Here is a 12,742-nt window from a genome sequence, read left to right on the forward strand (position 1 = left end):
AGTCGAAAAGCTGACACGGCGGTGATGCTTCATCCACACACATGCGCCAAAATGCATACGTTAACCTCGTCGCGCGGTTGCGCACGGTGGAGGGTAAAGGAATAGTAAAGAGAAGGGCTTGGCCCACTCTCTGTCTGTCTCGAGCTGTTTATGTCGTCCGGTTCGTCCACGCCGTCTGGATCTGATTCGAAGCGTCAACGCGTTCTCCCGGTTCCCAAGGCCGCCGCGAACATGCGGACGTTCGAACCGGATTCCTCGATCGTCTCCGACATCATCCCCTCACCGAACCATGGCGACCGCAACAAGGGCCGGCAGCCCGACATGATCGTGCTGCACTACACCGGCATGCCCGACGTCGAAGGTGCGTTGGCGCGGCTCTGCTCCGCGGGCACCGAGGTGTCGGCACATTATGTCGTGCTGGAAGACGGCCGCATCGTGCAATGCGTGCCGGAGGCAAGGCGCGCCTGGCATGCCGGCGTGTCCGCCTGGGCCGGCGAGGATGACATCAATTCCTGCTCGATCGGAATCGAGATCGTCAATCGCGGCCACGATTGGGGTTATCCGGAGTTTCCGCTGCGCCAGATCGCCGCTGTGATCGCGCTGTGCCGCGGCATCATGCTCCGCCGCAAGGTGCCCGCTCACCGGGTGCTTGGCCACTCCGACGTGGCGCCGGCGCGCAAGAAAGATCCCGGCGAAAAATTTCCGTGGCATTCGCTGGCCAATTCCGGCGTCGGCCACTGGGTCACGCCCGCGCCGGTGGTGCGCGGCGAGAGCCTGATGCTCGGCACCATCAGCGACGAGGTGCTGAGCCTGCAGCAGGCGCTCGCCCGATACGGCTACGGCGTTCCCCTCACCGGCAAATACGACGCCGCGACCATGGAAGTCGTCACCGCGTTCCAACGCCATTTCCGCCCGGCGCGACTGGACGGAGTCGCGGATCACTCGACGCTGTCGACCTTGCAGGCGCTGTTGGGGAGTCTCCCTCAGGAGACAACGACTATCGCAACGAAGTGACGGCGATAGCCACATACTCGTCATTGCGAGCGAAGCGAAGCAATCCAGACCGCCTCCGCGGAAGCAGTCTGGATTGCTTCGTCGCAAGTGCTCCTCGCAATGACGGAGTATGAGGAAGTAGCTACTTCATCTCCCTCATCCTTCGCGCGTACAGCCGTCGCAGCGGCTCCAACTGCGTCGCCTCTGTCGCAGCGCGATAGGCGTCACGTGCCTCCTCCTTCCGGCCGAGCCGCCGCAATAGATCGGCCCGCACCGCCGGCAATAGCTCGTAGCCATGAAGCCCGCCGCGCGCCGTAATCGCATCCACGAGATCGAGCGCACGTGCCGGCCCATCGACCATCGACACCGCCGCCGCGTGGTTGAGCTCGATCACCGGCGACCGGTTGATGCGCAATAGCACTTCGTAGAGCCCGGCAATCTGCGGCCAGTCTGTCTGCTCATAGCTCGGCGCGCGCGCATGCAGCGCAGCGATCGCGGCTTGGACTGCATAGGGCTGCGGCCGGCCGGGCACGCGCAGTGCGTCGTCCACCAGACGGAGACCCTCCTCGATCTGTGCACGGTCCCACCGCGAACGATCCTGCTCTTCCAGCAGCACGATGTCGCCGGCGGCGGTCTGGCGCCCTGCGCGGCGCGCATCGTGCAGCAGCATCAGCGCCAGCAGGCCCTTGATCCCCGCGCGATCGGATAACAGCCGGTCGAGCAAGCGGCCAAGCCGGATCGCCTCGGCCGCAAGATCGGGTCGCATCAAATCCGCACCTGACGTCGCCACATAGCCTTCGGTGAAGACCAGATAGATCACGGCAAGCACACCGTCGAGCCGCGGCACCAGCGTGTCGCGCTCGGGAACCTCATAGGGGATGCCGGCGAGCCTGATCTTCTGCTTGGCGCGGACGAGACGCTGCCCCATCGCCTCTTCAGTGACGAGGAAGGCGCGCGCAACCTGCGCCGTGGAGAGGCCGCAGACGGTGCGCAGCGTCAGCGCGACCTGGACTTCGGACGCAAATGCAGGATGGCAGCAGGTGAAGATCAGCCGCAGCATGTCGTCGTCGAGCATCGCCGGCGGCTCGGCGGGCGATTGCGCGTTCAACTCGAGCTCGTGCACGAGCGCCTGCTCCTTGCCGCGGAACACGGCCTGGCGCCTGATACGGTCGATCGCCTTGTGCCTGGCGACATTGACCAGCCAGGCACGCGCATTGTCGGGGACCTCGCACGCCGGCCAGCGCTCCAGTGCCACCGCAAAGGCGTCCTGGAGCGCGTCCTCGGCGAGATCGAAATCGCCGACGAGGCGGATCAGCGTGGCCAGCGCCCGCCCCGCCTCGTCGCGGAAGATCTTGTCGATCTCAGACAATGTCATATGTCGATGCGCGGCCGCGCTATCACTTGTCGTAGACCCAGATCGGCCGCACCTCGATCGAGCCGATGCGCGCCGACGGAATCCGCGACGCGATCTCGATCGCGGTATCGAGATCCTTGGCCTCCACGAGGTAATAGCCGCCGAGCTGCTCGCGCGTTTCGGCAAACGGGCCGTCGGTCGTCAGGGTCTTGCCATCGCGCACGCGCACGGTCGTCGCGGTCGTGGTCGGCTGCAGCCGGTCGCCGGCCTTGAAATTGCCGCTCTGGATGATGCCTTGCGTGAAGGTCTGATATTCCGCCGTCATCTGCTGGCCGGCCGCCGGACGCATATTCGCGTACTCGGCTTCGTTCTGGTAGATCATCAGCAAATACTGCATCGCTTAACTCCTGTTGCACTTGGGATCGGCGACATCCAGTCGAACGGGACACGCGCCCAACGACATCTTCAGGATAAATTATTTCGGGCGAACCGTGCATGGCGTTATCGGCTTGCGGAACCGACACAAATGCTTCATGCGTAAGCCGTCAGTCGGCCGGACGGCCGCTCCGGCAAGTGCCGAAAGGCCGCCGGGGAGGAAAGTCCGGGCTCCCTTGACATACGGTGCCGGATAACGTCCGGCGGGGGCGACCCCAGGGAAAGTGCCACAGAGAACGAACCGCCCGCCTTCGCCCCTTCGGGGCTTCGGCGAGGCAGGCCCGCAAGGCTTGCCACGTCGTAGCAGCGTCAGCTGCGTAGACGGGTAAGGGTGAAAAGGTGCGGTAAGAGCGCACCGCGGCTGCGGCAACGGAGCCGGCATGGTAAACCCCACCGGGAGCAAAACCGAATAGGGACGGCGTAGCGGGCTGTTCGCGAAAGCGATAACGCCGCGGGGCGATGTCAGGCCCGCCGTCCGGGTAGGTTGCTCGAGGTCATGTGCAAACATGGTCCCAGAGGAATGGCCGTCACGTATCGTTCGCGCAAGCGGACGGTGCCTTACAGAACCCGGCTTACAGGCCGGCTGATATCTTTCAACGAGGGGCTCGGTGTTAACGCATCGGGCCCCTCACCATTTTGGCTCTCTATCCGACGATCTTCTCCAGGACCGCCATCAACGCCTCCGGCGCCGTCACGTTCGGCGCATGGCTCGCATCGAGATCGAAAGTGCGCCAGCCATCCTCGCTCTTGGTGCGCTTCGCAAACTGCCCGAACACGTCGCCCGGCGGAATGCGCGTGCAATAGATGTAGCTGCGCGGCATCACCGGCTCGCCATGTTCGAGCTTCAGCTTCGTCTCGAAACATTTGATCGGCATGTTGATCCGGCGCGCGTTGAGCCAATCGAGATCGGCCTGCGGCGTATCCGGCGGCGGCGGGTTCGGCGGGATGCGGTAGCCGTCGCCTGAGCTTGCCGCCTTGCGCATCGGCTCGCGCCCGCCCTCGTGGAGATCGAACAGCGATTGGCCGTCACGCGGCACGAAGGCGTCGAGGTAGATCAATTGCGTCACCCGCTCGCGCGCGCGATCGGCGACGCCGGTGGCGACCATGCCGCCATAGCTGTGGCCGAGCAGCACGATGTCCTCGAGGTCCTCGAACCTGATGACGTTGAGAACGTCCTGGATGTGCGTATCGAGATCGATCGCGGGACTGGTCAGATGCGCGCGCTCGCCGAGCCCAGTATAGGTCGGCGCAATCAGGCGATGGCCGGCCTGCGCCATCAGCGGGTGCATCTTCTTCCAGGCCCACCCGCCGGACCATGCGCCGTGACAAAGCAGGAAGGTTTTTGAGCGGGCGGCCATCGGCGTTTCCATCGTTCTTGTTTGTACGATGGAGTGTAGCGGCCGGTCCCGCGATGTAAACGCTACGGCCCCTTAAGCCGCGCGCGTGTTCACCTTGACGAAAACGGGTGCAGCCTGACCAGCTTCGCGCCGCAGCTTGCCCGGCTCAAAACCATGCATGCCGATCTGCCATTGCAGCCCGACGATGGCACCCTTGGTCGGCTGCAGCAGCGCAAGCGAGGCGAACAAGGTCACGGGGAGCCACACCGCCAGTTGCAGCCAGACGGCCGGCGCATAGGCGGTCTCGACCGCAAGGATTGCCGGCACCACGAGATGGCCGACGACGACCATCACGAGATAGGCCGGGAAATCGTCGGCGCGCTGGTGAAACAGCTCCTCGCCGCAATGGTCGCAGGTATCCGCCACCTTCAGGAAACGGCCGAACGCGTGCCCCTCGCCGCAATTGGGGCATTTGCCCAAGAAACCGCGCCACATCGCTTTCGTGAGAGAGACTGAACCGGTCGCCATGACCCCACCTCTTCCTTTTCTACGATCCATACAATAATATCTTGCATCCATACATTCAAAGGATATAGGCCTTAATTGCATGGATTGGACCCCTACAATCTCGGAGCTGAGCGGGCCGCGCTATCAGCGCATCGTCGAGGCCATGGAGGCCGACATCGCCGCCGGCCGGCTGGTGCGTGGGCAGCAATTGCCGACGCAGCGGGCGCTGGCAAAGGCGCTCGGCATCGACCTCACCACGGTGACGCGCGCCTACACCGAGGCGCGGCGCCGCGGCATCATGGAGGCCCGGGTCGGCCAGGGCTCGTTCGTGTCGGAGACCAGCGCGCGCCGCGCAGTCGATCTGCCGCATCCCGTCGCGATCGACCTCTCGATGAATGTGCCGCCGCAACCTCTCGAAGCGCAGCTGGACGAGCGCATCATCGCCGGGATGGAAGCCATCCGCGCGAAATCGGGCCTGACGGCGCATCTCAACTACCAGCCGCCCGGCGGCAGCGCACACGAGCGCGAGGTCGCCGCGCGATGGATGCGCGCACGCGTACCGCATGCGCATGCCGACAGGCTCGTGATCTTTCCCGGCGCGCAGACGATCCTGTTCAACCTGCTCGCCCATCTCGCACGCCCCGGCGACGTGATCCTCACGGAGGCCCTCACCTTCCCCGGCATCAAGGCCGCCGCGGCGCGGCTCGGCGTCAAGCTCGTCGGCGTCGCCATGGATGACGGCGGCATCCTGCCCGACGCGCTGGCGAAGGCTTGCCGCACGCATAGACCGAAAGCGGTCTATCTCATTCCGACGCTGCACAATCCGACCACCGCGACGCTTCTTCCCGAGCGCCGCAGCGTTATCGCAAGGATCATCAACGATGCCGATACGATTCTGATCGAGGACGACGCCTACGGGCTGCTCGATCGCTCGGCATCGCCGATCGCCAATCTCATTCCGGAACGGACATATCTCGCGACCACGCTGTCAAAATGCATCGCGCCCGCGCTGCGGGTTGCCTATCTGGTGACGCCTGACAGCAGCTCGCAGCGGGAGATGCGCAGCTATTTGCAGGCGACGGTGCAGATGCCGGCACCGCTGATGGTCGCGCTGGTAACGCATTGGATCGAGACCGGCATCGCCGACCGCATCATCACCGCCATCAGGAGCGAGGCCGTCGGCCGCCAGCAGCTCGCGCAACGCGCGCTCAAAGGATTCGAGTTCCAGGCCAAGCCCGCCGCTCACCATCTGTGGCTGCGGCTGCCGGAGGGCCGTTTAGACGTCGCGGCGCATCTGCTGCGGAATGGACTGGCAGTCGTCGCCGGCGAGGCCTTCACCGTCGACGGACCACCGCCACACGCGGCACGCGTCTCGCTTGGCGCGGCGCGCAACAGGGCGGAATTGACGGAAGCGCTACGCATCCTGGTCGGCGCGCTGCAAAGGCCCGCCGACACCAGACAGATCGTCTAACAATAGCCTATTGATGCTGGCGGCGATGCCGCGAGCGCACGACCGGCGCGACGGGGGACGGATAGGCCGCATAGGCTTCGCTCGGCGCGACGGACTCGCCGCGGGCCCCGCGCCCGGCTGGCGTGAGCTGGCCGCCATTCAGAACATCGCGGTCCGGATGGGCAGCCTGATAGGCCGCGGGCTCGGAAAACTGGGCCTGCGCCATTGTCGGCATCAAGGCCGCCGCCGACACCAGCGCGGCCGCGACGGCAATCTTCGTGCGGGTCATCGTCCTCCTCCATATGCTCATGCGGGAGTCTGGCCGATCGAACCGCATGATGGCGTCGAGCGGGCCCCAGGTTGAAGTACGAGCATCATGTAGGCCTGTCTTTCGCGAACGCCCGCCGCTGCGGATCACGCTTGCGTGCGGTTTTGAAATTGACCTGCACGGCCGCAGCTGTGCTATGCGAGCGATGGCGATCAACAGTTCGGGATCGCCCAGGCGACAGGGACAATCTGTTGGAAATACTCACCTACGCGCTGCTGCTGCTCGGCGCACTGGCCGGGGGCTTCGTCTCGGGCCTTGCCGGATTCGGCACGGCGCTGATGGCGCTCGGCATCTGGCTCTACGTGCTGCCGCCCTCGCTCGCGGTGCCGCTGGTGCTGATCTGCTCGGTGATCGCGCAGAGCTCGACGCTGCCGTCGATGTGGAAAAGTTTTGATCTTTCGCTGGTCTGGCCGTTCCTGATTGGAGGACTGATCGGCGTGCCGCTGGGCACCATGCTGGTCGCCTCTGCCGATCCCAAAGTGTTCAAGCTGAGCGTCGGCGTGCTGCTGCTGATCTTCTCGACCGCGCTGTACCTCAACAAGAAGCCGCTCGCCATCACGTTCGGTGGTCGCATTGCCGACGGCGCGATCGGCTTCGCCGGCGGCATTCTTGGTGGCCTTGCCGGATTGTCGGGGCCGCTGCCGATCCTGTGGGCCAACATCCGCGGCTGGAACAAGCACGAGCGGCGCGGCATCTTCCAGCTCTTCAATTTCACCGTGCTCGCCACCGCTTTGGTGTTGCAGACGGCCTCGGGCCTCGTCGCGTTCAAGGTGGTCTGGCTCGCGGTGGTCGCATTTCCGGGCACGCTGATCGGCGCGTGGGCCGGCGCGCGCGTCTATCACGCGCTGAGCGACAAGCATTTCGGCGATGTCGTGCTCGGTCTGTTGTTCCTGTCGGGCCTCGGCCTGGTCTGGAACAGTCTTGGCACGCACTAGCTCCGTATTGTCTTCGCGGCGAGCGCCATGCCGCCGGCAATTCCGACGCCAAGCACGTAGATCCAGCCCTCGCTACGCGGGCGCGCGTACAGGAGACGCCACGGGCTCGGGGGCAGCCTGCTCAGGGGACTCCTCGTGCCGAAGCACCACAAGGCGCTTCCTGAATTCACGCCGTAGCAGCCACAAGCTCAGGGCCGCCTGCAGCGTGGTCGTCGCGATCGACAGGTACCAGACATGCTCCATCCGAAAGCCCGGCCACGTCGAGAGCCAGATCGACGGCAGGGAATAGGTGAGGACCCGCGTTGCCGAGGTCAACAACACCGGCTTGGTGTTGCCGAGCCCCTGAAACTGGCTGGAGCAGGTGAAGATCAGGCCCTGCGCCACCATGTTGAGCGAGACGATCCGCAGGAAAAGCGAGGCAACCGCCATCGTCTCCTGATCCTTCGAGAAGCCGGTAAGCAACAGACCAGGCACGAGCTGCGCCGGGATCAAGAAAACAATCATCACGGCGGTCGCGACAAGCGCCGCCTTGACAAACGTCTCCCTCACGCGCGCTCCATTGCCGGCGCCGAAGTTCTGGCCGGCGATCGGTCCTGCGGCAAGGGCGATGGCGAGCGCCGGCATCTGCATCAGGCCGAGGAGACGCGTCCCGATGCCAAATCCGGCCTGTGCCGCCGAGCCGAAAACGCTCAGCACGTAATAGCCCACGGCCATGATGATGAAGACCATCGCGAACTCGCCGCCTGCAGGCAGGCCGACATTGAGGATCCTCTTCCACTCTCGAAGCTGCGGTCGCCATTGCGCGGGATTAAAGGCGACATAGCGTTCCAGTTTCAGGAAATACACCAGCAGCATCAGCACACCGATGAAGACGGCAATCGAGCTTGCGAGGCCCGCTCCGGCAACACCGAGCGCGTGCCCGGTGCCCCAACCCGAGATCAGGACCGGCGCCAGCGCGATGTTGATGGCCACTGCAAGCGCTTGAACCACCATGCTCGGTCGCACGATGCCCGTCGCCCGCAACGCAGACGCCATGACTTGCGACGCAAACTGCAGCGCCAAAGCCGGCATGAACCAGAGCAGATAAATCGCGCCGGCTTCGACCGTGGCCTCATCGGCCGCGACCGCGCGCATATATGGGCGCGACAATACGAAGCCCGCGCCCAGGGTCAGGAGCCCGAACAGCACCGATAGGAGGACCGACTGGTTGAAGACGAGGTTGGCGTCGCCGCGATCCTTGCGCCCCACCGCGTGCGCCATCAGTGCCACCGTGCCGACGCCGAGCACCTGCATCAGCGCATTGACGAGAAAGCCGGCATTGCCGGCCGCGGCGACGCCTGCGATTGCCGCATCGCCCAGTCCCGACACGAAATACAGGTCGACGAGCTGGCAGATCATGATCGTGATCATGCCAACCACGATCGGTGGCGCCATGCTCAGGATGTGGCTCACGATGGAGCCGCGTGTCAGGTCCTTCATGTCTTCCATCCTCTGGCGGCGCGACAGTGGGACTTTCGTCCCGCCGTCCGCGTGCACTCATTCCGCTGCTGCGATCTGTCCGAGCTCCACCACCTGGCGCTCGAACAGTCCGCGATAGATGCCGCCGGGCTTGGCTGCGAGCCTGGCATGGGTGCCTTGCTCGACGATCTCGCCGCGGTCGAACACCAGGATGCGATCGAGGCTCTTCACCGTCGACAGCCGGTGCGCGATCACGATCGAGGTGCGGCCTCTCATCAGCCGCTCCATCGCCTGCTGGATCAGCGCCTCGGATTCCGAATCGAGGCTCGAGGTTGCTTCGTCCAGGATCAGCACCGGCGCATCGGCCAGGAAGGCGCGCGCCAGCGCCACGCGCTGCCGCTCGCCGCCGGAGAGCTTGACGCCGCGTTCGCCGACCAGCGTGCCGTAGCCCTTGGGCAGGCGCAGGATAAAGTCGTGCGCGTTGGCCAGCCGCGCCGCCTGCTCGATCGCCTCCAGGCTGGCGCCGGGCCGTCCATAGGCGATGTTCTCGGCGAGCGAGCGGTGGAACAGGATCGGGTCCTGCTGCACGATCGCGATCTGGCTGCGCAGCGAATGCTGCGTGGCCATGGCGATGTCTTGCCCATCGATCAGAACGCGGCCGCCGGTCACGTCGTAGAGCCGCTGCACCAGCTTGACGAAGGTGGTCTTGCCGGAGCCGGAGCGGCCGACGAGACCGACGCGTTCGCCGGCGCGGATCGTGACTGACAGTCCGTCATAGAGCGGCGCGTGATGGCCGCCATAATGGAACGTGACGTCGTCGAACACGAGCTCGCCGCGCTCGATCGCGATCGGCCGCGCGTCCGTCGCATCCGCAATCCCGATCGGCTCGTCGTGGATCGCCACCAGCTCCTCCATGTCGTTGACCGAGCGCTGCAGGTTGTTGATGTGCATTCCGACGTCGCGCAAATAGGCATGGATGACATAATAGCTCGTCAGCACATAGGTGACGTCGCCGGGCGAGGCCCGCCCCGAGATCCACAGCAGCACGGCGCCGCCGATCACGGAAGCGCGCAGGGCCAGCAGCACCGAAAGCTGCGCCAGATTGGTGTAGTTGTAGCGCAGCCATGTCCGCCGCACGCGCACGCGCCAGCGGTTGACGACGCGGGCAAGCCGCGCATCCTCGCGCACTTCCGCGCCGAAGGATTTCACCACCGCGTTGCAGGTCAGCGCATCCGCCAGCGTGCCGCCGACCTTGGTGTCCCAGGCATTGGAGATGCGCGCGGCCGGCGCGATGTAGCGCGTCGAGAACAGCACCGTCATCGTGACATAGACCAGCGCGCCCAACGCGATCACCGCGCCAAGCGACGCCCAGTGCAGGCCGAGCAGGATCATCGACCCGATCAGCACCAGCAGCGACGGCGCCAGCGCCATCAAGATGGTGTCGTTCAACAGGTCGAGCGCCCACATGCCGCGGGTCACCTTGCGCACCGTGGATCCCGCGAAGGAGTTGGCGTGCCAGTCGGTCGAGAACCGTTGCACGCGCATGAAGGCTTCCTGCGCGACCTCCGACATGATCTTCAGCGAGAACGGCACGATGGCCTGGAGGCCGGTCAGCCGCAGCACCATGGAGGCTGCGCCCAGCGCCACGATACCGCCCAGTGCCATCAGCGCCGCGTGACGCGCGGCGGGATCGGATGGGCCGCGCGTCAGGGCGTCGACCAGATGTCCGGAGAAGACCGGCATGAACAGGTCGGCGATGGTCGCACCCAACAAGCCACCGGCCACGACGAGGGTACGCCCCGGCTGCTTCAGCCAGTGCCGGAAGACGAAGGGCAGCACCACGCGTATCGCCGCGGGCCTTTTTGACAGAGCGGTCATGGCATCATCCGGCCGCTTATGCCGCGGGCCGGCTCCATTGATGGACGCAGGCCGGCCGCGAGGGCCGAGACGGCGTCACTTGAAGTTGGGTTTGACTTGGGAAGCGGAGCGATCGGGACTGGAAGCCCAATCGAAGCTGGCGGAAGAGGCCTCTAGGAGGCCGAGCAGATACCGAGCCAGAACATCATCGAGCGCGGGCGTGCGATCTGCGAATGCGACGAAATCATGCAAATCCTCCCGGTTCGATGGAATGAGGTGCGCTTTATAGATGTGTCAGTGGTGATTTGCAACGGGGCTCGCGCGAGATCACGCACGAGTGTTGCAAATTGGTGCGCGTCGCCGCGCGCTCCTCCGTCATGCCCGCGTAGGCGGGCGTCCAGTACGCCGCGGCGCCTCGGTTCTATCACAGCCTTCTCGGAATACTGGATCGCCCGCCTTCGCGGGCGATGACACCGAATGAGCGGCTGGCTTAATGCGCGTCGCCGCTGGCGCCGAACGGCGAGGCCGGCTTCTTCAACAGCGTGACGAGCAGGGTGAGGCCGAGATAGAACAGCGTCAGGATGAAGAAAGCATCGCCGAAGCCCATCACCACGGCCTGGCGATGCACGAGCTGCGACAGCTGCTTCATCGCCATCAGCGTGGAATCGCCAAGCCCCTGAAACTTCTGCATGAACATGGTCAGGGTTTCGGTCGCGGTCGCGTTGCCCCAGGTCACGCGCTCCTGCAGGCGCGTGATGTGCAGGTCGGTGCGGTCGTTGAGCACGGTGTTGATGACGGCGAGACCTACGGCGCCGCCGAGATTGCGCATCAGGTTGAAGAGGCCCGAGGCGTTCTTCACCCGGTCGGGCGCGAGCGTGCCGAGCGCGATGTTGTTGGTCGGCACCATCGCGAACATCATACCGATGCCGCGCAGGATCTGCGGAATCAAGAGCTCGTAGAAATCGTAGTCGCGCGTGATCCAGGTCATCTGGTAGGAGCCGAGCGCGAACACGACGAGCCCGAATGCGATCATGTAGCGCATGTCGTACTTCGCCATCAGACGGCCGACCACCGGCGCGACCAGGAACATGGTGATGCCTGAGACGAACATGGTCTCGCCGATCATCAGCGCGCTGTAGCCACGCACTTCGGCGAGGTAGCGCGGATAGATGTAGGTGAGGCCGTAGAGGCCGATGCCGATGCAGAACTGAAGGACGCAGCCGATCGCGAAATTGCGATTGGAAAAGGTGCGCAAATTGACGATCGGCTCGGCCGCCGTGAAAACGCGCCAGAAGAAGGCGATCGCCGAGATGCCGCAGATCCAGGCGCAGATTGCGACCGAGGGGTCCTGCATCCATTCATATTGCGGGCCTTCCTCCAGCACGTATTCCAGCGTGCCCAGGAAGCCGGCCATGAACAGCAGCCCCCACCAGTCGAAACGATCAAGCAATTCGAAATGCGGCTCGTCGAAATCGACCAGCGCCAGCACGCCGATGGTGATGCCGATGCCGGGCACGATGTTGATGAAGAACAGCCAGTTCCAGGACATCAGGTCGGTAATGTAGCCGCCGACGGTCGGCCCGATGGTCGGGGCCAGCGTCGCGACGAGCCCGATGATGGGACCGACGATGTGGAATTTGGTGCGCGGGAAAACGGTGTAGGCCGAAGCGAACACCGTCGGGATCATGCCGGCGCCGAGAAAGCCTTGCAGCGCGCGCCAGAGGATCATCTCCTCGATGGTGGTGGCAAAGCCGCAGAGCAGGCTCGATGCGGTAAAGCCGGCTGCCGAGATCGCGAACAACAGCCGCGTGCCGAAGGCGCGCGACAAGAATCCCGACAGCGGGATCGCGATCACTTCGGCGATCAGATAGGCGGTCTGGACCCAGGAGACCTCGCTGGAGCTTGCCGACAGGCCGGCCTGGATTTCACTCAGGGACGCCGAGACGATCTGGATGTCCAGGATCGACATGAACATCCCGAACACCATGATGATGAAAGCGAACAGCCGCTTCGGCGCGATGCGCTCCGAAGCGGGGTCCGCCATCATGGCAGGTGAAGCGGTCGTGGCATTCGCCATGGTCTGACCTC

Annotated in this window: 11 protein-coding genes and 1 other RNA gene; 4 read left to right on the forward strand and 8 right to left on the reverse strand. The window is 64.7% G+C overall.

Annotated features, from left to right (window positions below; all coding sequences use genetic code 11):
• Positions 1 to 231: 231 nt before the first annotated feature.
• Positions 232 to 1,014, forward strand: a complete 783-nt coding sequence (locus AC0L3J_RS17805) for an N-acetylmuramoyl-L-alanine amidase (RefSeq protein WP_473347920.1) — start codon at positions 232 to 234, stop codon at positions 1,012 to 1,014.
• A 121-nt stretch (positions 1,015 to 1,135) separates the two neighbouring features.
• On the opposite strand, the gene AC0L3J_RS17810 is transcribed toward AC0L3J_RS17805, so the two are convergent.
• Positions 1,136 to 2,368 (reverse strand): RNA polymerase sigma factor, encoded by a 1,233-nt coding sequence (locus AC0L3J_RS17810; RefSeq protein WP_473347921.1) that lies wholly within the window; start codon positions 2,366 to 2,368, stop codon positions 1,136 to 1,138.
• Between the two features lie 22 nt (positions 2,369 to 2,390).
• Positions 2,391 to 2,744, reverse strand: a complete 354-nt coding sequence (locus AC0L3J_RS17815; protein WP_007600836.1) for a YciI family protein — start codon at positions 2,742 to 2,744, stop codon at positions 2,391 to 2,393.
• Positions 2,745 to 2,892: 148 nt separating this feature from the next.
• On the opposite strand from AC0L3J_RS17815, the gene rnpB reads away from it, so the two are divergent.
• Positions 2,893 to 3,373, forward strand: an RNA gene (rnpB, locus tag AC0L3J_RS17820) — RNase P RNA component class A.
• A gap of 53 nt (positions 3,374 to 3,426) precedes the next feature.
• Here rnpB and AC0L3J_RS17825 read toward each other — a convergent pair.
• The gene (locus AC0L3J_RS17825) at positions 3,427 to 4,140 is read right to left on the reverse strand and encodes an alpha/beta fold hydrolase (RefSeq protein ID WP_473347922.1); all 714 of its coding nucleotides are present in this window, start codon (positions 4,138 to 4,140) and stop codon (positions 3,427 to 3,429) included.
• Between the two features lie 72 nt (positions 4,141 to 4,212).
• Positions 4,213 to 4,677, reverse strand: a complete 465-nt coding sequence (locus AC0L3J_RS17830) for a DUF983 domain-containing protein (protein ID WP_473347923.1) — start codon at positions 4,675 to 4,677, stop codon at positions 4,213 to 4,215.
• Between the two features lie 49 nt (positions 4,678 to 4,726).
• Between AC0L3J_RS17830 and AC0L3J_RS17835 the strand changes: the two genes are divergently transcribed.
• A complete protein-coding gene (locus AC0L3J_RS17835) occupies positions 4,727 to 6,097 on the forward strand; it encodes an aminotransferase-like domain-containing protein (protein ID WP_473347924.1) in 1,371 nt (456 codons plus the stop codon).
• Positions 6,098 to 6,104: 7 nt separating this feature from the next.
• Here the strand turns inward: AC0L3J_RS17835 and AC0L3J_RS17840 are convergent, their stop codons facing one another.
• Entirely contained in the window at positions 6,105 to 6,365 is a 261-nt protein-coding gene (locus tag AC0L3J_RS17840) for a hypothetical protein (protein ID WP_473347925.1), read from the reverse strand.
• Between the two features lie 230 nt (positions 6,366 to 6,595).
• Here AC0L3J_RS17840 and AC0L3J_RS17845 point away from each other — a divergent pair, with 230 nt between their 5' ends.
• Entirely contained in the window at positions 6,596 to 7,339 is a 744-nt protein-coding gene (locus AC0L3J_RS17845; protein WP_007600830.1) for a sulfite exporter TauE/SafE family protein, read from the forward strand.
• A 72-nt stretch (positions 7,340 to 7,411) separates the two neighbouring features.
• Here the strand turns inward: AC0L3J_RS17845 and AC0L3J_RS17850 are convergent, their stop codons facing one another.
• The 3 genes from AC0L3J_RS17850 to AC0L3J_RS17860 all read right to left on the reverse strand — a co-directional run bounded on the left by AC0L3J_RS17850 (position 7,412) and on the right by AC0L3J_RS17860 (position 12,731).
• Positions 7,412 to 8,818 (reverse strand): MATE family efflux transporter, encoded by a 1,407-nt coding sequence (locus AC0L3J_RS17850; RefSeq protein WP_473347926.1) that lies wholly within the window; start codon positions 8,816 to 8,818, stop codon positions 7,412 to 7,414.
• A gap of 57 nt (positions 8,819 to 8,875) precedes the next feature.
• Entirely contained in the window at positions 8,876 to 10,675 is a 1,800-nt protein-coding gene (locus AC0L3J_RS17855) for an ABC transporter ATP-binding protein (protein ID WP_473347927.1), read from the reverse strand.
• 469 nt (positions 10,676 to 11,144) lie between these two features.
• Positions 11,145 to 12,731, reverse strand: a complete 1,587-nt coding sequence (locus AC0L3J_RS17860; protein ID WP_473262939.1) for a DHA2 family efflux MFS transporter permease subunit — start codon at positions 12,729 to 12,731, stop codon at positions 11,145 to 11,147.
• Positions 12,732 to 12,742 lie beyond the last annotated feature (11 nt).

This window comes from Bradyrhizobium sp. Kon37 (assembly GCF_055807535.1).